We start from the raw sequence: 17,277 nt of genomic DNA, 5'->3' as shown, positions 1-17,277 counted from the left end.
CAATAAAAAACCCGCCGGTGGCGGGCTCCATGGCTTACGACTGCAGGGTCGCCAGCCGTGCGGCGAAACCGACAAAAATCAGGCCAATCAGCGAATTCCCGACCTTCGCCAGCTTCTTTTTGGTACGAATGTACTGTGTGACAAAGGCGCCCGAGATAATCAGGAAGCTCAGGTAGCAGAAGCTCACCACTTCAAGCGTGATCGCTAAAATAAAGAATGACAGTCCCGCGTGCGGCGCATTCACATCAATAAACTGCACAAAAAAGGAGACGTAGAACAGAATGGCTTTTGGGTTCGTCAGGCTCAATACCAGCGCACGTTTAAAAATGGCGCCAAAGGGAACCGCGTCTTCAGTTGTCTCACCGCTTTTTGCTTTAAGCGTGGCATAGAGGATTTTTGCGCCCAGATAAAGCAGGTAAAAGGCACCGAGATAGCGGACGATATTAAACAGCACTGGCGTCGTTTTAATCAGCGTCGCCACCCCGGCATACGCCAGAAACATGAGCACCGCGTCACCAATAAATACCCCGCTTGCCGCAAGGTAACCGCCCTTCATTCCACGTCCGACGCTGTTTTTCAGCACAAATATCGTGTTCGGTCCCGGAACCAGGACAATAAAAATAGCCCCGACCAGATAAGTCCAATAATTCAGTACACCATACTCTGCAAACACGTTAACCTCTTCTTCCTGAAACCACTTTTTCGCTTAACTGCGAAACAATATGCTAACGGATGCACCAGTCCAAGGGAAGCGCTTATCCCCCGTTTTATTTCAGTGAGAATGCCGGATAGCGCTCGGCAAAATAGTGGCGTAAGAATTCCACCGTAATACGCACTTTGGCTGACGTCGCCAGTCGTGAAACATACACCGCCCAGATATTGGCCGGTTGGTAATACTCCGGCAGGACATGCACCAGATGACCGCTGGCAATGTTATCGCAGACATCCCACCAGGAGCGCAGCGCAATCCCCTGTCCGTCCAGACACCACTGATGCACAATCTCACCATGATTCGATGACAGCGGCCCGGTCACCTTAATGGCGTGCTCCCCCTCTTTATTCTGCAATTGCCAGATCCCAAAGGGATGGTCACGCTCTTTGATCACTAAGCAGGAACAGGTAGCAAGATCGGCAAGCTGTTTTGGCGTACCGTGCTGTGCCAGGAACGACGGCGATGCACAAAGGATTCGGTAGTTCGTTCCCAGCTTGCGGGCGATCAAATTTGGCGCAATGTCGTCGCCAATACGGATATCGAGATCGACACCTTCATTAGCCAAATCCACCAGCCGATCTTCCACATCAAAGCGCAACTCCAGTTGCGGATACTGTCTTGCCAGGGCGGACAGCGCAGGAGCCACCACCTGTCGACCAAAACCAAAGCTACTGATGATGCGCAGCATCCCTTGCGGAACCTGCCGGACATCAGAGAGTTCATCCATCATCTGATCGACATCATGCAGAATACGCTGCGCCCATTCATAGATGCGCTCACCCTCTTCCGTAATGGTGACGCGACGCGTGGTGCGGTGCAGCAGAACCACATTCAGGTTCTGTTCAAGCAGCGCAATGCGTTTGCTGACATAGGCGGGTGAGACCCCCAGTTCCTGGGCGACGGCAGCGAATCCCGCCCGACGGGCGACCAGCATAAAGACGCGTAAATCAGTCAGCAGAGGAGGATTATTCATGATCTGTGTTTTATGTTTCACCAGTTAGGGAGATTAACTGTGGATCAGTCAATTATAGGATAAGGAGGAAGTCAATTTTGCTACCCTACAAGTGAGAACTGGTATGAAAAAAACCTGTCGTATTGCCGCCATTGCTGGTGATGGCATCGGTAAGGAAGTGCTGCCAGAAGGCATTCGCGTTTTGCAGGCCGCCGCCAGACGTTGGGATCTGTCGCTCAGCGTTGAGACGTTCGAATGGGCCAGTTGCGATTATTACCTTGAGCACGGGAAAATGATGCCGGATGACTGGCGCGAACAGTTATCCTCCTTTGACGCGATTTACTTTGGCGCCGTCGGCTGGCCGGAGACGGTTCCGGACCATATTTCCCTGTGGGGGTCGCTGCTGAAATTCCGTCGGGAATTCGATCAGTATGTGAACCTGCGCCCGGTTCGCCTCTTCCCCGGCGTGCCCTGCCCGCTGGCCGGCAAGAAGCCTGGCGATATTGATTTCTACGTCGTGCGTGAAAACACTGAAGGGGAATACTCTTCACTGGGCGGACATATCAACCCAGGCACTGAGCATGAAGTGGTCATCCAGGAGTCCGTTTTCACCCGTCGGGGCGTGGATCGTATTCTGCGCTATGCGTTTGAATTAGCCCAAAGCCGCCCGCGTAAGACGCTGACGTCGGCGACCAAATCCAATGGTCTGGCAATCAGTATGCCGTTCTGGGATACACGCGTAGAAGCCATGGCGCAGCACTATCCCGATATCCGCTGGGACAAGCAGCACATTGATATTCTTTGCGCCCGTTTTGTGATGCAGCCGGAGCGCTTCGATGTGGTGGTCGCCTCGAATCTGTTTGGCGACATTCTTTCCGATCTCGGCCCGGCCTGTACCGGCACCATTGGCATTGCCCCCTCGGCTAACCTGAACCCTGAGCGTAACTTCCCCTCGTTGTTCGAACCGGTACATGGTTCCGCACCGGATATTTATGGCAAAAACCTCGCCAATCCGATTGCGACCATCTGGGCGGGGGCGATGATGCTGGATTTCCTCGGTGCAGGAGAAGCGAAGTACACCGCCGCGCATGACGGAATTCTGGCAGCGATTGAGCACGTCATTGCCACTGGCCCTAAAACGCCGGATCTGAAAGGCAGCGCATCGACGCAGCAGGTCGGTGATGCCATTTGTAAGGTGTTAGAGTCGTAAAACCATCGTGCCGGATGCCGCCAATGACATCCGGCAACAGCCGCTTATTGCGGGTATTCCTGCAGTAGCGTATTGAGCTTCGTCGCCATTAACGCCGCACGCCAGCCGGAAATGAGTTCAGGTTCCGTTGTCTGCGGCTTTAACTTCCAGTGCCAGTTGAGCAGTTGGTTGATCTGACGACGTGACGCCAGCAGCTCTGCGCTGACCTGATGTTCCGTACTCACTTCCGTCACCAGCGCCTTGATCGCCTTAAACGCTTTGCGATAGCCCGGCATATCCATCAGATTCAGCAGCGGTTCCGGCAGCGCCTCTTCCGGCAACGCCTGCGCTTTGGCAACCAGCGAGAGCAGCGTTTTGCCGTGGAAGCGAATTTCACTGCCAGAAAGCCCCAGGCTGTCGAGTTCGCCCATGCTGCCGGGCATATAGCGCGCCACAGACCACAGGTGCTCTTCGCGAACCACGAAGTTAACCGCCAGATCGCGTTCACGCGCTTTACGCAGACGCCAGTCGGCAAGCAGTTGCAGGCAGGCCAGTTGACGCGTGCGTAGCTGCCAGGCGTTGGTGATCTCGCGCCAGGCATCTTCCGGCGCCAGGATCTCCTGACGACGGGTCTGCATCAGACGACACTCATCCAGCGCCGCAGGCAACCAGCCCGCCGCCTCGGTTTCCGCCATCAGTTTCCCGGCAATCGGTAACAGATACCAGACGTCGGCTGCCGCGTATTCGCACTGGCGCTCAGTCAGTGGACGCGCCAGCCAGTCGGTACGTGACTCGCTCTTATCCAGCGCCACGCCGGTGTACTCTTCCACCATTGATGCAAAACCCCACGACAGGGGACGACCGCAAAATGCCGCCAGGATTTGGGTATCGATCAGCGGCTGCGGCAGTTCGCCAAACGCATTCAGAAAGACTTCCAGATCTTCACTGCCCGCGTGCAAAAACTTGGTGATGGCGGTATCGCGCAGAATCGCTTTCAGCGGCGACCAGTCGCTAATACCATGCGGATCAATCAGCGCGACATGTTCGCCGTCAAACAGCTGAATCAGGCCCAGTTGCGGATAATAGGTGCGGGTACGAACAAATTCGGTATCCAGGGCAATCGCAGGAAACGCACGGACCGCTTCGCACAGGGTCGCCAGCGCGTCGTCAGTGGTGATCATTTGGTAATTCAAATTGCATTCTCTTCGGTTTACGCCAAAAAAAACGCCGGATTCACCCGGCGTCAGATTGCTGACAAAGAAGAAAAAAGCGTGGTTTTTCCTTCTTTGTGGTTATCAGCCGAAAATCAATAAATTGATTTTCCTGGTTTTTAATAAGGTGATCTSKGCTTGTCCGGTATCGGCATAAGGTTTGCGATCACTCTCACGCCGGATTCACCCGGCGTTTGACGTGTTGCTTAACGCTCAGCCCTTATTGTCCACTTTGGCACGGGCTTCGTCACGCAATTCTCGACGTAAAATTTTGCCGACGTTTGATTTCGGCAGTTCATCGCGGAATTCAACCAGTTTCGGGACTTTATAGCCCGTGAGCTGACGGCGGCAGAAAGTGACCAGCGCCTCTTCGGTGAGTGAAGCCTCTTTTTTCACCACAAAAATCTTCACCGCTTCGCCGCTGCTGCCGGACGGAACACCGACGGCAGCCACTTCCAGCACGCCCGGATGCTGCATCACCACATCTTCGATCTCGTTCGGATAAACGTTAAAGCCGGAGACCAGAATCATATCTTTCTTACGATCGACAATGCGCAGGAAGCCTTCATCGTCCATGACTGCGATATCACCGGTGTGTAGCCAGCCGTCTTTGATGATTTCATCGGTCGCGTCCGGACGCTGCCAGTAGCCCAGCATCACCTGCGGCCCTTTCACGCACAGTTCACCCGGCTGATCCGGCGACACTTCGTTGTCGTCATCGTCCACCAGTTTGGCTTCGGTCGATGGCACTGGCAGGCCGATGCTGCCGCTGTGATAATCAATATCGTGCGGGTTAACGCTGACCAACGGCGCGCATTCGGTCAGGCCATACCCTTCAAGCAGATACTGTCCTGTCAGTTTTACCCAGCGTTCTGCCACCGCCTGTTGCACTGGCATGCCGCCACCCGCAGAAAGATGCAACGAAGAGAAATCCAGTTGCTGGAACTCTTTATTGTTCAGCAAGGCGTTAAACAAAGTGTTCACGCCGGTCATCGCGGTAAACGGATACTTCGCCAGCTCTTTAACCAGCCCCGGAATGTCGCGCGGGTTGGTGATCAGCAGGTTCTGCCCTCCCAGCTCGATAAACAGCAGGCAGTTCATGGTCAGGGCAAAAATGTGGTACAGCGGCAACGCGGTCACCACCAGTTCTTTACCCGGATGCAAAAGCGGTCCGTAAGTGGCTTTCACCTGCTCCAGGTTAGCCAGCATATTGCGGTGCGTCAGCATCGCCCCTTTCGCCACTCCGGTCGTTCCGCCGGTGTACTGTAAAAACGCCAGATCCTCAGAAACCACTTCCGGTTTAACATACTGCATACGGTACCCGGCGTGCAGCGCACTGCGAAAAGAGATCGCATCCGGCAGATGATATTTCGGCACCAGTCGTTTGATGTACTTCACTACGAAGTTCACCAGCGTGCCTTTAGCCGTGGAAAGCTGGTCGCCCATACGGGTCAGAATGACGTGCTTAACGCTGGTTTTATCAACCACTTTTTCCAGGGTATGGGCGAAGTTGGAGACAATCACAATCGCCGCCGCGCCGCTGTCGTTTAACTGATGCTCCAGTTCACGCGGGGTATAAAGCGGGTTGACGTTCACTACAATCATCCCGGCACGCAAAATGCCAAACAGCGCCACCGGATATTGCAGCAGGTTTGGCATCATCAGCGCGACGCGATCGCCCTTTTTCAGCCCCAGCCCCTGTTGCAGGTAAGCTGAGAAGGCGCGGCTACGCTCCTCCAGCTTGCGGAAGGTCATTACCTCCCCCATGTTCATAAACGCGGGCTGATCGGCATAACGCGCGACAGCATGTTCAAACAGTTCCACCAGGGATTGATAACGGTCAGGATTGATCTCCGCAGGCACATCTGCGGGGTAACGGTTTAACCAAACCTTCTTCACTGCATCACCTCTAAAATGAGTGTTCGTCGTCATCTCAACCCCAGATAATAAACAAGTCGTTAACATAATATTAACTCAGCGTACCAGTTTATTAATTACTCAACTGAAAGGTTGCGAAGCGCGTCACTATTTATTTTTGTTATGACGTTAATAAAACAGAAACAGCGGACCAGCCGCTGTTTCTTTTACTGATAATACAACGCGTTACTCTGTGACGATCGTTTGAACCTGTGCAGGACCAGGGTTGTACCATCCCCAACCGCCATAGCCATACGGCCAGCCTCTCCCGCCGTAGAACCACGGGTCGATCGGTTGTGGTGGCATCACCACCTGCTGAGCAAGCCGCCAGCGTTTGTAGCCCGTCACGTCCATGGTCATGAATTTGTACGGCGTGCTACCCACTTTACCTTCAACGGTACCCGTAATCGGCCCAACGACGGTCACCAGTTGCCCCCGGAAATCAACCGGGTCGAGGAAGCCATTCACATTGGCGTATATACGACCACGCGACGGTTCGCCCAGAATCGGCCGCGCCCCGCTATCGAGCGGAACAGTGGCAATTTCCAGACGGGTTTTTCCCTGCTGGTTTTGAATCTCCACCACTTTACCGCCAAAGCGCGCTTCCTGTCCGACATACAGCTGCGGGGCATTCATCACCCGCACCAGATCGTCCTGCGGCATGGGGCTGGAGCCCTTAATCGCCTCCGGAACCGTGACGCACCCGCTTAACATGAGGACGATGGCGCCCGCGAGCAGGCCTTTCACAACTTGTTTTTGAACCGCCATACTGCGACTCCTTTTCTCAAACGTCTAACCCGATGTTTTACGGGTCATACTACTGAGATTCACTCTTTTCCGGGAAGTTTCTTCCAGGCCACGTTGTTACGTAAATAAACCGGTTCCGCGTGTTCGACCGCCACGGTTTTACCGTCAGCCAACATCTGGCAGGCGATCGGCAGCATATCTTCCGCAGCAGGCAGCAGGACGTCACCGTCGCGCAGCGCCAGTCCGCTCTCTTTGCCAAGTTCAGGCCAGGCAGGCCAGCCCGTCCCGACAGTCACCCATTCGCCGGAAAGCTGTTGTAAGCGCTCGGTGACCTGCTCAGGCTTCAACACGGCCTCGGTTTCTTCACCGTGCCAGACGCCCTTTTCATCACGCTGATACTCGGCCCAGTAGACCTCGCCCATTCGCGCATCAATGGCCGCCAGAACGCGAGTCGCGCCGGTTTTACGCCATGCGCCCTGCGCCATCGTCGCCAGTGTGGAGACGCCGATCATCGGCAGGTCGGCACCTAACGCCAGCCCCTGGGCAATGCCAATTCCGATGCGCACGCCAGTAAAACTGCCCGGCCCGCGCCCGTAGGCCAGCGCATTGAGTTCAGTCAGAGAGGTGCCGTTAGCGGCAAGGATATCCTGCACCATCGGCAGGATGCGTTGAGTATGTTCTCGTGGGCAAAGCTCAAAATGAGCAGAGTGAGTACCGTCGTTCCACAGCGCCACAGAACAGGCTTCTGTGGCGGTATCGATAGCCAGAATTCGCATGAGTCTTCGTGCTTAGATCAATAAAATGGCCCGCATCTTACCATACTCCGTAACAAATTACTCGGAGGATGGTATTGCGAGGAATCGCACAGCACGGGCGATATCCCGGGTGCGCGGTGCCGGCGGCAGGCTGGCAAGAAACGTCGCGCCGTAAGGTCGCATCACCAGTCGATTGTCACAAATCACCAACACGCCACGGTCATCGGCATCACGGATCAAACGACCGACGCCCTGCTTCAGCGTAATCACCGCGTCGGGCAGTTGTACCTCATCAAACGGATCGCCGCCACGTAAACGGCAGTCTTCCATCCGCGCCTTCAGTAGCGGATCGTCTGGCGATGTAAACGGCAGTTTGTCGATGATCACCAGCGACAGCGTATCGCCGCGCACGTCCACCCCTTCCCAGAAGCTGCTGGTCGCCACCAGCAACGCGTTACCCGCGCTGACGAACTGTTGCAGCAGTTGGCCTTTGCTGGTTTCACCCTGCAACAGCACCGGAAGCGTCATGGTAGCGCGGAACTGCTCCGCCAGATCGCGCATCATCGCATGCGAGGTACAGAGCATAAAGCAGCGTCCGTTGTTCGCTTCGATGATCGGTCTTAACATTGCCGCCAGCTGTCGCGCCGCGCCCGGTTGATTGGTTTGTGGCAGATTACGCGGCACACAGAGCAGGGCCTGACGGGTGTAATCAAACGGACTCGGCAACAGCATTGATTCCGCTTCTTCAATCCCCAGACGCGCCGTAAAGTGATGCAGGTCATCATTCACCGACAGCGTTGCCGAGGTGAAAATCCAGCTTCCTGGCTTCTGCGCCATCACCTCTTTGAACTTGTCCGCCACCGTCAGCGGGGTCAGCGCGAGGGTAAAATTGCGCGAGGTACATTCGTACCAGTAGCTATAACCGGGCTGGTTGATCTCTTTCAACCGTTTGAGACGTGCGCGATACAACGTAGCGCGCTCAAACGCGGCATCAAGCAACGCCGAACGTCCAAGGGACAATTTCGCTACGTCGTAACACAGCTCCAGCGTATCATCGAGCAGTAAAAACGCGCGCTGCACCCGCTGATCGGCCAGCAGTTCACGCAGGTTGCCGCGATATCCCGGCTCACCCAGTTGCAAGCGGAAATCCTGCGCGCTTTGCGCCAGACGGTCGGCGCATTTCTGTAACTGCTGGGTGTCTTTCAGCTCGGTACGATAGGCAATGGTGATGTCCTTCGCCAAATCCATTAGCTGACGACTGGAGAGCGACTGGCCAAAATACTGGCTGGCGATGTCCGGTAGCTGATGAGCTTCATCGAAAATCATCACCTCCGCCTCCGGGATCAGCTCACCGAAACCGCTCTCTTTGACCACCATATCGGCCAGAAACAGGTGATGGTTCACCACTACCACGTCCGCGTCCATCGCCTTTTTACGTGCTTTCACCACAAAACAGTCTTTATACAGTGGGCAGTCGCTGCCGAGGCAGTTGTCGTTGGTGCTAGTGACCAGCGGCCAGGCCTGAGAATCCTCGGCTACGCTGACACAGGTACTGATGTCGCCATCTTCGGTCTGATTCGACCACGAGCGCAGCAGGATCACATCGCTTAAGGTCTGAACAGGCAGATCGCCACCCGCCAGCGCCTGCTGTTCAAGGCGCTCCAGGCATAAATAGTTTGAACGTCCTTTCAACAGGGCCAGCCTTCCGGTGTACTTCAGCGCTTTAGCCACCGTTGGCAGATCGCGGCTGTATAGCTGATCCTGCAACGCCTTCGAACCGGTCGAGATAATCACTTTCTTTTTTGCGCGCAGCGCCGGTGCCAGATAGGCGTAGGTTTTCCCTGTCCCCGTTCCGGCTTCTACCACCAGAGGCTGTGATTTTTGGATGGACTGAGCGACGGCCATCGCCATCTGCCGCTGTGGTTCGCGCGGTTTGAAACCCGGTATCGCTTTAGCCAGTTGACCTTCTGGTGCAAAATCGTCCGTCACACTACCCCCTGTTGATTTGAACAGGGATTATGTCAGGCCGCAGCGGCTTACGCCAGTTGAAGAGGTGACGCCGCCCTGACAATATGGCAGTCTTGCCATTTTATGCAGAACGTAAAAGAGGAAGGCTTTATGACTATCATCCGTATTGATGCCGAAGATCGTTGGTCTGACGTGGTGATCCACAACAACACGCTCTACTACACTGGCGTACCGGCAAACCTTGATGCCGATGCCTTCGAGCAGACCGCCAACACGCTGGCACAGATTGACGCCGCGCTGGAACAGCAAGGCAGCAACAAGTCACGCATTCTTGATGCCACCATTTTCCTTGCCGATAAGCATGATTTCGCAGCGATGAACAAAGCCTGGGACGCCTGGGTTGTGGCCGGTCATGCGCCGGTACGCTGTACGGTTCAGGCTGGATTAATGAACCCGAAATATAAAGTTGAGATTAAAATCGTCGCCGCGGTGTAAGCCGGGGCTACTCGTCTTCGTCTTCAAAACGCGCCACAATCCGCTCACCGGTATGGGTGGCGCGCAACTCTTCGGCCACCAACGCAATCGCCTGGCCGCTGCTCATTCCCTGTGACATCAGTTCCTGAATACGCTCAACCGCTTTCTGTTGCTGTTCGTGACTGAGTGAAGGTAAACCTGCAAACATCGTTAACTCCTGCTAAATTGTCTGCGCTAATTATTTCATGCAACCCGGAACATAGCCAGCACAGTCAGGATCAATGAAGACGTTATCTCCCGCTATTATCACGCTCCCCTGGCGTCAGGACGCCGCCGAACAGTATTTCGCGTCAATAAGCCATCTGCCGTGGGCGATGCTGCTGCATTCCGGTCACGCGGATCACCCACATAGCCGTTTTGACATTGTGGTAGCCGATCCGCTTTGCACCGTGAAAACGCACGGCGAAACCACGCAGATTTGCGATGCGCAAGGCTGTCGTCTTACTCATGACGATCCGCTGGCCGTCCTGCAAAGCGCACTGACCGTGCTGAATCTTCAGCCGCCAGTGAACGCCGATTTACCGTTCCAGGGTGGCGCGCTGGGGTTATTTGGCTACGATCTGGGACGCCGCTTCGAATCTTTACCCAGCTATGCCCGGCAGGATATCGCGCTGGCGGACATGGCGATAGGCCTCTACGACTGGGCGCTGATTGTCGATCATCAGCGCCAGACCGTGAGCTTACTCAGCCACACGGACGCCCACGCCAGACTCGCCTGGCTGGAAAGCCAGCAACCTCCTGCGCGTGTGCCGTTCAGGCTAACCACCGACTGGCAATCGAACATGACGCGTGAGCAATACGGCGAAAAATTCCGCCAGGTGCAGGCGTATCTGCACAGTGGCGACTGCTATCAGGTCAATCTGGCCCAGCGTTTTCAGGCGTCTTATCAGGGCGATGAGTGGCTGGCCTTCGCGCGGCTCAATCAGGCGAACCGCGCCCCGTTCAGCGCGTTTTTACGCCTGGATGACGGCGCCATTCTGAGCCTGTCGCCTGAACGGTTTATTCTTCTGGCTGATGGCGACATTCAGACCCGCCCCATTAAGGGCACCCTGCCGCGATTGCCGCAGGAAGAGGCAGACCGGAAACAGGCGCAGAAACTGGCGAACTCAGCAAAGGATCGGGCGGAAAACGTAATGATTGTCGATCTGATGCGCAACGACATTGGTCGCGTGGCGGTACCGGGTTCGGTGAAGGTGCCGGAACTGTTCGTGGTTGAACCCTTCCCGGCGGTGCATCATCTGGTCAGCACCGTGACCGCGCGGTTACCCCCCACACGGCATGCTAGTGACCTGCTCCGCGCCGCGTTTCCGGGCGGCTCGATTACCGGGGCACCGAAAGTGCGCGCCATGGAAATTATTGATGAGCTGGAACCCCACCGCCGTAACGCCTGGTGCGGCAGCATCGGTTATCTGAGCGTCTGCGGCAATATGGATACCAGCATTACCATCCGCACCCTGACCGCCGTGAACGGTCAACTGTACTGTTCCGCTGGCGGCGGTATTGTTGCCGATAGCGAGGAACAGGCGGAATATCAGGAAACCTTTGATAAAGTGAATCGTATCCTGCAACAACTGGAGAACTGAAACGTGGAGAACAAGAGCCTGACGCTGGATGATTTTCTATCGCGCTTCCAACTTTTGCGCCCGCAGATTAATCGCGAGTCGCTGAACCTGCGCCAGGCCGCCGTGCTCATTCCCGTGGTTCGCCGCCCCCAGCCAGGGCTGCTGTTGACCCAGCGTTCGGTGCATTTACGCAAACACGCCGGGCAGGTGGCCTTCCCCGGCGGCGCGGTTGACAGCACCGACGCCTCTCTCATCGCCGCCGCGCTGCGTGAAGCCGAAGAAGAAGTGGCAATCCCGCCAGAAGCCGTTGATGTGATCGGCGTGCTGCCGCCGGTGGACAGCGTGACCGGCTTCCAGGTCACGCCGGTAGTGGGCATTATTCCGCCTAATCTGCCTTACCGCGCCAGCGAAGACGAGGTTTCCGCCGTCTTTGAAATGCCGCTGGCGCAGGCGCTGCATTTAGGCCGCTATCACCCGCTGGATGTCTGGCGTCGCGGGGATTCGCATCGCGTGTGGCTTTCCTGGTATGAGCATTATTTCGTCTGGGGAATGACCGCCGGAATTATTCGTGAACTGGCGCTACAAATTGGTGTGAAGCCCTGACTATACTTATCTTTACGCGCAGAAGACACAACCTGAAACTCCCGTCACAACATTAGTAAAAACGCGGTTACCCATTAGTTTAATTCATGTGAATAGTTAAGCCGATCCCCGCGTTCCCTCTTACACTATGCGCAGTTATTACATCGTTTCTGGAAGTTTCCAGTCACCCTGTCAGGAGTATTATCGTGATTAGTCTATTCGACATGTTTAAGGTGGGGATTGGTCCCTCATCTTCCCATACTGTAGGGCCTATGAAGGCGGGTAAACAGTTCGTCGATGACCTGGTCGAAAAAGGATTACTGGATAGCGTTACTCGTGTTGCCGTCGACGTGTATGGTTCACTGTCGCTCACGGGTAAAGGTCACCACACCGATATCGCCATTATTATGGGTCTGGCAGGCAATGAGCCAGCCACCGTGGATATTGATAGTATCCCAGGTTTCATCCGCGACGTAGAGGCGCGCGGTCGCCTGCTGCTGGCGCACGGTCAGCACGAAGTGGATTTCCCCCAAAACGACGGCATGCGTTTTCATAACGGCAACCTGCCGCTGCACGAAAACGGCATGCAGATCCATGCGTATAACGGCGATGTCGTCGTTTACAGCAAAACCTACTACTCCATCGGCGGCGGTTTTATCGTCGATGAAGAGCACTTTGGTCAGGATGCGGCAAATGAGGTAAGCGTTCCTTATCCGTTCAAATCTGCAACCGAGTTGCTGGAGTACTGCAACAACACTGGCCTGTCCCTTTCCGGACTGGCGATGCAGAACGAACTGGCCTTGCACGACAAACATGAGATTGAAGAATACTTCGGTCATGTCTGGCAGACCATGCAGGCCTGTATCGATCGCGGTATGAATACCGAAGGCGTATTGCCAGGTCCACTGCGCGTTCCGCGTCGCGCCTCTGCGTTGCGTCGGATGTTGGTTTCCAGCGATAAACTCTCTAACGACCCGATGAATGTGATCGACTGGGTGAACATGTTCGCCCTCGCGGTCAACGAAGAGAACGCGGCAGGCGGTCGGGTGGTCACCGCGCCAACCAATGGCGCGTGCGGTATCGTGCCAGCCGTTCTGGCCTACTACGATCACTTTATTGAGTCCGTCAGCCCCGATATTTATACCCGCTACTTCCTGGCGGCAGGCGCCATCGGCGCGTTGTATAAGATGAATGCCTCGATTTCGGGAGCGGAAGTCGGCTGTCAGGGCGAAGTGGGCGTGGCCTGCTCAATGGCGGCCGCCGGTCTTGCGGAACTGCTGGGCGCGAGCCCGGAGCAGGTGTGTGTCGCCGCTGAAATTGGCATGGAGCATAACCTGGGGCTGACCTGCGACCCGGTTGCCGGTCAGGTGCAGGTACCGTGCATTGAACGTAATGCAATTGCCTCTGTAAAAGCGATCAATGCCGCACGGATGGCGATGCGTCGTACCAGCGCACCGCGCGTCTCACTGGATAAAGTCATCGAAACGATGTACGAAACCGGTAAGGATATGAACGCCAAATACCGCGAAACCTCACGCGGCGGCCTGGCGATTAAAGTTCAGTGTGACTAAACACCTCAGCAAGCAACACTAATACTTTTTCCTCGCCCATCTGCAACGGATGGGCGAAATTTTGCCCCCTTTCTCGTCTGCTCGCCATTTCCCCACTACACTTGCTCTGTTACGGTTGGCTTTTGTGGCTGACGGTTATCAGGCGGCCCGCATGCAGACAGCACAACGGATCATAAAAAAATATCGTCGTAAACGTTTTATCCTGTGCATACTTTGCGCGCTCATTACGCTCATCCTGACCCTGGGCGTCCGATTTATTTCACAGCGCAATTTAAATCACCATCACACCGTTACCTTTGCCTCCAGGGCGGTCGCCACGCTCGATGAAGTACTGCGTCCGTTGCAGAATGGCCGTGATATCCTGTTACCACTGATTGGCCTTCCCTGCTCCGCTACGCATCTCCCGCTGCGCAAACAGGCTGCCAGACTGCAAACGGTACGCGCAATTGCCCTGGTCCAGCGCGGCATACTGTACTGTTCCAGCGTCTTTGGCTATCGCAATATCCCGGTTCATCAGCTTCAGCCCGACCTTCCCACCGCAAACGCGCAACTGCTGTTGTCCACCGATCCGCTGCTGATTAAAGGCAGCCCGATTCTCGTCCAGTGGTACCCGGCCTCTCCCGACGGAAAGGACGGAATACTGGAGATTATCAATATCGACCTGCTTACCAGGCTGCTGCTGGAACCGCGTAAGCCGCAGATTACCGCTGCCAGCCTGACAGTCGGCAACCGACATTTAATTTACGGGAGCGGCGTAGTACAGCGCCTGCCTGCGCTCAACGATGAGCAACGCTATCAACTCACCTCACAGCACTATCCCTTTACTATTAGCGTGACCGGGCCAGCGGCAGAGGCGCTGGCGCTCAAAGCCCTGCCCGCGCAGTTGCCGCTGGCATTATTGCTCAGTCTGCTGGTGGGCTATCTGGCGTGGCTGGCCACCGCCAGTCGAATGAGTTTTTCCTGGGAGATTAATCTCGCGCTGGCACAGCGCGAATTTGAGCTTTTTTGCCAGCCGCTACTGAACGGGCGGACCGGACAGTGCATGGGGGTGGAGATCCTGCTGCGCTGGAATAATCCACGTCAGGGGTGGATTTCACCGGACGTCTTTATCCCGATTGCCGAAGAGCATCACCAGATCGCACCGCTGACGCGTTATGTGCTAGCGGAAACCATTCGGCAACGTCATTTTTTCCCCATGAGCAGCCAGTTTCATATTGGTATTAATGTCGCTGCCAGCCATTTTCAGCAGGGTGAATTGCTAAAAGATCTCGATCAGTACTGGTTCAGTCAGCAGCCCATTCAGCAACTGGTGATAGAACTGACCGAGCGGGATGCGCTGCAGGATGTTGATTACCGAATCGTTCACGAGTTGCAACGGCAAAACATCAAGCTGGCGATCGATGATTTTGGAACCGGCAACAGTTCGTTGTCATGGCTGGAAAAGTTGCGCCCTGACATTCTAAAAATTGATAAGTCCTTTACCCATGCGATTGGTACTGATGCGGTCAATTCAACGGTGACCGACATCATCATCGCCCTTGGGCAACGACTGAATATCGAACTGGTCGCGGAGGGGGTTGAAACGCAGGAGCAGGCGCAGCATCTGCGTCGCCACGGTGTGGATTTACTGCAGGGATTTTTATTTGCGAAACCGATGCCGCTGCGCGATTTTCCGCAGTGGCTGGCGGGCAGTCACCCGCCACCGCCCAGGCATAACGGACGCATCGCGCCCGTTATGCCCCTGCGTTAGAGAAGATTACTCCTCTTCTTCTTGCGCAGGTTGTTCTTTAACAATTCGCACCAGATCCACGCGGTAGTCATTAGCGTCGACAATGGTAATGCTCAGCGGAGGAACCTCAATCACATCGCCCGTACGGGGAATGTGACCCTTAGCCGCAATCACCAGTCCCGCGACCGTGGCGATGTCTTCGTCTTCATCAACCAGGTTATCCACCGCCAGCGCCTGTTGCAGGGCATGCAGATCGGTACCGCCTTTGACTAACCAGCCTTCGCCGTCAACGGTTATTTCCGGCGTTTCATCAGCATCCGGGAACTCACCGGCAATGGCTTCAAGGACATCCAGCGGCGTAACCAGCCCCTGCACCACGCCAAACTCGTTAGTGACGATAACAAAGCTACCGCGTGCACGACGAAGGACACCCAACAGGTTGATAGGGTCCAGCGTTTCCGGCACCACGATAGCCGGTGTAGCCGACGCAATAGCCGCGACGTCAACGCCCTCTTCCAGCGCCACCAGCAGCTCTTTCGCCCGCACGATACCGATGATCTCATCCAGTTCGCCACGACACACCGGGAACAGGCTGTGCGGCGAGGAGAGCAACTGCTCGCGGATCTCATCAACGCTCAGATTAGCATCCACCCAGCTGATTTCACCGCGCGGAGTCATGATACCGCGCAGCGAGCGCTGTGCCAGCGTCAGCACGCCGTTAATCATATAGCGTTCTTCTTCCGCAAATGCTCCTTCCGGGATCGGAACGGCGGCCTGGCTGTCGGATTCATGCGCTACCGCCGCCTGACGTTTACCCCCCATCAGACGCAGGATCGCGTCAGCCGTGCGCGCACGCAGCGGCAGTGTTGACTGATGGCGAATAAAGTTGCGACGCGCAATCTGGTTAAACACTTCGATGATGATCGAGAAGCCAATTGCGGCGTACAGGTAGCCTTTCGGAATATGGAAACCAAAACCTTCGGCGACCAGGCTCAGACCAATCATCAGCAGGAAGCTCAGACAGAGCACCACCACCGTCGGATGTTGGTTGACGAAACGCGTCAGCGGCTTGGACGCCAGCAGCATCACCGCCATCGCGATCACAACCGCCGCCATCATCACAGGCAGATGGTTCACCATACCGACGGCAGTAATCACCGCATCCAGCGAGAATACCGCATCCAGGATAACGATCTGCGTCACGACCACCCAGAAACTGGCATAACCTTTACCATGCCCGGAGTCGTGTTCGCGGTTTTCCAGCCGTTCATGAAGTTCCGTCGTGGCTTTAAACAACAGGAAGATCCCCCCCAGCAGCATGATCAGATCGCGACCGGAAAAGGTGAAGTCCATGACGGTGAACAGCGGTTGGGTCAGAGTGACCATCCACGAAATAATGGACAGCAAGGCCAGACGCATCACGAGCGCCAGGGATAAACCAATCAGACGCGCTTTGTCACGCTGCTTCGGCGGCAGCTTATCCGCAAGAATCGCAATAAAAACCAGGTTATCGATACCCAGGACAATTTCCAGGACGACAAGCGTGAGCAAACCCGCCCAAATCGAGGGGTCCATTAAGAATTCCATGACAAGCTCCTGCTTAAGGAATGGTTAACAGGCGATAAAACACGGTGCAGATAAAACGTGTGGCAAGACATGCCAGACTGGCAGGCGCGATGCGGCCTGAAGGTGAAATGACGTCGGTGACGATCCATACAGCGGGCTAGTGCCCTATACTCCTGGTGAGTTAAACAGAACGTAAACATAACAGAGGCAACCTGTTTTTGGCAAAGATTTACCTTCCTTTGCAAAGCGTTGTAACAGGGATATTTTACTCTACGAAATTTC

The 17,277-nt window shown here is 55.4% G+C and carries 16 protein-coding genes; 6 read left to right on the top strand and 10 right to left on the bottom strand.

The genetic code is table 11. The features are described from left to right. Window positions 1-34: 34 nt before the first annotated feature. Window positions 35-673, bottom strand: a complete 639-nt coding sequence (leuE, locus tag JTI98_RS14015; RefSeq protein ID WP_044327136.1) for a leucine efflux protein LeuE — start codon at window positions 671-673, stop codon at window positions 35-37. 94 nt (window positions 674-767) lie between these two features. Continuing rightward, window positions 768-1,685: a LysR substrate-binding domain-containing protein gene (locus tag JTI98_RS14010; RefSeq protein WP_044257651.1), complete on the bottom strand. Its 918-nt coding sequence runs from the start codon at window positions 1,683-1,685 to the stop codon at window positions 768-770. A gap of 103 nt (window positions 1,686-1,788) precedes the next feature. Between JTI98_RS14010 and JTI98_RS14005 the strand changes: the two genes are divergently transcribed. After that, window positions 1,789-2,874 carry a tartrate dehydrogenase gene (locus tag JTI98_RS14005; RefSeq protein ID WP_043000420.1) on the top strand — a complete coding sequence of 362 codons (1,086 nt, stop codon included), beginning with the start codon at window positions 1,789-1,791 and terminating at the stop codon, window positions 2,872-2,874. A 44-nt stretch (window positions 2,875-2,918) separates the two neighbouring features. Here the strand turns inward: JTI98_RS14005 and rnd are convergent, their stop codons facing one another. From rnd to JTI98_RS13980, 5 genes are all read right to left on the bottom strand, one after another. After that, window positions 2,919-4,046 carry a ribonuclease D gene (gene rnd, locus JTI98_RS14000; protein WP_081048514.1) on the bottom strand — a complete coding sequence of 376 codons (1,128 nt, stop codon included), beginning with the start codon at window positions 4,044-4,046 and terminating at the stop codon, window positions 2,919-2,921. 231 nt (window positions 4,047-4,277) lie between these two features. Next, complete coding sequence (gene fadD, locus JTI98_RS13995) at window positions 4,278-5,963, bottom strand: long-chain-fatty-acid--CoA ligase FadD (RefSeq protein ID WP_061070023.1); 1,686 nt, start codon at window positions 5,961-5,963, stop codon at window positions 4,278-4,280. A gap of 204 nt (window positions 5,964-6,167) precedes the next feature. Beyond that, window positions 6,168-6,749 carry a Slp family lipoprotein gene (locus JTI98_RS13990; protein ID WP_216081389.1) on the bottom strand — a complete coding sequence of 194 codons (582 nt, stop codon included), beginning with the start codon at window positions 6,747-6,749 and terminating at the stop codon, window positions 6,168-6,170. A 59-nt stretch (window positions 6,750-6,808) separates the two neighbouring features. Further along, complete coding sequence (gene tsaB, locus JTI98_RS13985) at window positions 6,809-7,504, bottom strand: tRNA (adenosine(37)-N6)-threonylcarbamoyltransferase complex dimerization subunit type 1 TsaB (protein ID WP_044257648.1); 696 nt, start codon at window positions 7,502-7,504, stop codon at window positions 6,809-6,811. 57 nt (window positions 7,505-7,561) lie between these two features. Then, complete coding sequence (locus tag JTI98_RS13980) at window positions 7,562-9,472, bottom strand: ATP-dependent DNA helicase (protein WP_044257647.1); 1,911 nt, start codon at window positions 9,470-9,472, stop codon at window positions 7,562-7,564. Window positions 9,473-9,601: 129 nt separating this feature from the next. On the opposite strand from JTI98_RS13980, the gene JTI98_RS13975 reads away from it, so the two are divergent. After that, window positions 9,602-9,946, top strand: coding sequence for a RidA family protein (locus JTI98_RS13975; protein WP_043000414.1), 345 nt, complete (start codon window positions 9,602-9,604; stop codon window positions 9,944-9,946). Window positions 9,947-9,953: 7 nt separating this feature from the next. Here the strand turns inward: JTI98_RS13975 and JTI98_RS13970 are convergent, their stop codons facing one another. Next, a complete protein-coding gene (locus JTI98_RS13970) occupies window positions 9,954-10,133 on the bottom strand; it encodes a YoaH family protein (protein WP_043000413.1) in 180 nt (59 codons plus the stop codon). A gap of 73 nt (window positions 10,134-10,206) precedes the next feature. On the opposite strand from JTI98_RS13970, the gene pabB reads away from it, so the two are divergent. From pabB to JTI98_RS13950, 4 genes are all read left to right on the top strand, one after another. Then, entirely contained in the window at window positions 10,207-11,568 is a 1,362-nt protein-coding gene (pabB, locus tag JTI98_RS13965; RefSeq protein WP_216081388.1) for an aminodeoxychorismate synthase component 1, read from the top strand. A 3-nt stretch (window positions 11,569-11,571) separates the two neighbouring features. Then, window positions 11,572-12,150: a CoA pyrophosphatase gene (locus JTI98_RS13960; protein WP_043000411.1), complete on the top strand. Its 579-nt coding sequence runs from the start codon at window positions 11,572-11,574 to the stop codon at window positions 12,148-12,150. A 185-nt stretch (window positions 12,151-12,335) separates the two neighbouring features. After that, a complete protein-coding gene (gene sdaA, locus JTI98_RS13955) occupies window positions 12,336-13,700 on the top strand; it encodes an L-serine ammonia-lyase (protein WP_216081387.1) in 1,365 nt (454 codons plus the stop codon). Between the two features lie 151 nt (window positions 13,701-13,851). After that, window positions 13,852-15,450 carry an EAL domain-containing protein gene (locus JTI98_RS13950; RefSeq protein ID WP_043000409.1) on the top strand — a complete coding sequence of 533 codons (1,599 nt, stop codon included), beginning with the start codon at window positions 13,852-13,854 and terminating at the stop codon, window positions 15,448-15,450. 6 nt (window positions 15,451-15,456) lie between these two features. Here JTI98_RS13950 and yoaE read toward each other — a convergent pair whose 3' ends face one another. Continuing rightward, window positions 15,457-17,016 (bottom strand): CNNM family cation transport protein YoaE, encoded by a 1,560-nt coding sequence (yoaE, locus tag JTI98_RS13945; protein WP_043000408.1) that lies wholly within the window; start codon window positions 17,014-17,016, stop codon window positions 15,457-15,459. After that, the gene (locus JTI98_RS21460) at window positions 17,004-17,087 is read right to left on the bottom strand and encodes a hypothetical protein (protein WP_371811935.1); all 84 of its coding nucleotides are present in this window, start codon (window positions 17,085-17,087) and stop codon (window positions 17,004-17,006) included. Before JTI98_RS21460 ends, yoaE begins: the two co-directional genes overlap by 13 nt. Window positions 17,088-17,277 lie beyond the last annotated feature (190 nt).

The organism is Citrobacter sp. MGH 55 (assembly GCF_016906145.1).
Classification (GTDB): Bacteria; Pseudomonadota; Gammaproteobacteria; order Enterobacterales; family Enterobacteriaceae; genus Citrobacter_A; species Citrobacter_A amalonaticus.
This window is presented reverse-complemented; position numbering and strand designations above follow the sequence as displayed.

What these genes read in the sequence shown, in the direction of transcription:
- JTI98_RS14010 (WP_044257651.1), bottom strand. Translation starts at nt 1,685, where the DNA reads ATGAATAATCCTCCTCTGCTGACTGATTTACGCGTCTTTATGCTGGTC.
- JTI98_RS14005 (WP_043000420.1), top strand. Translation starts at nt 1,789, where the DNA reads ATGAAAAAAACCTGTCGTATTGCCGCCATTGCTGGTGATGGCATCGGT.
- JTI98_RS13990 (WP_216081389.1), bottom strand. Translation starts at nt 6,749, where the DNA reads ATGGCGGTTCAAAAACAAGTTGTGAAAGGCCTGCTCGCGGGCGCCATC.
- tsaB (WP_044257648.1), bottom strand. Translation starts at nt 7,504, where the DNA reads ATGCGAATTCTGGCTATCGATACCGCCACAGAAGCCTGTTCTGTGGCG.
- JTI98_RS13975 (WP_043000414.1), top strand. Translation starts at nt 9,602, where the DNA reads ATGACTATCATCCGTATTGATGCCGAAGATCGTTGGTCTGACGTGGTG.
- JTI98_RS13970 (WP_043000413.1), bottom strand. Translation starts at nt 10,133, where the DNA reads ATGTTTGCAGGTTTACCTTCACTCAGTCACGAACAGCAACAGAAAGCG.
- pabB (WP_216081388.1), top strand. Translation starts at nt 10,207, where the DNA reads ATGAAGACGTTATCTCCCGCTATTATCACGCTCCCCTGGCGTCAGGAC.
- JTI98_RS13950 (WP_043000409.1), top strand. Translation starts at nt 13,852, where the DNA reads ATGCAGACAGCACAACGGATCATAAAAAAATATCGTCGTAAACGTTTT.
- yoaE (WP_043000408.1), bottom strand. Translation starts at nt 17,016, where the DNA reads ATGGAATTCTTAATGGACCCCTCGATTTGGGCGGGTTTGCTCACGCTT.
- JTI98_RS21460 (WP_371811935.1), bottom strand. Translation starts at nt 17,087, where the DNA reads ATGTCTTGCCACACGTTTTATCTGCACCGTGTTTTATCGCCTGTTAAC.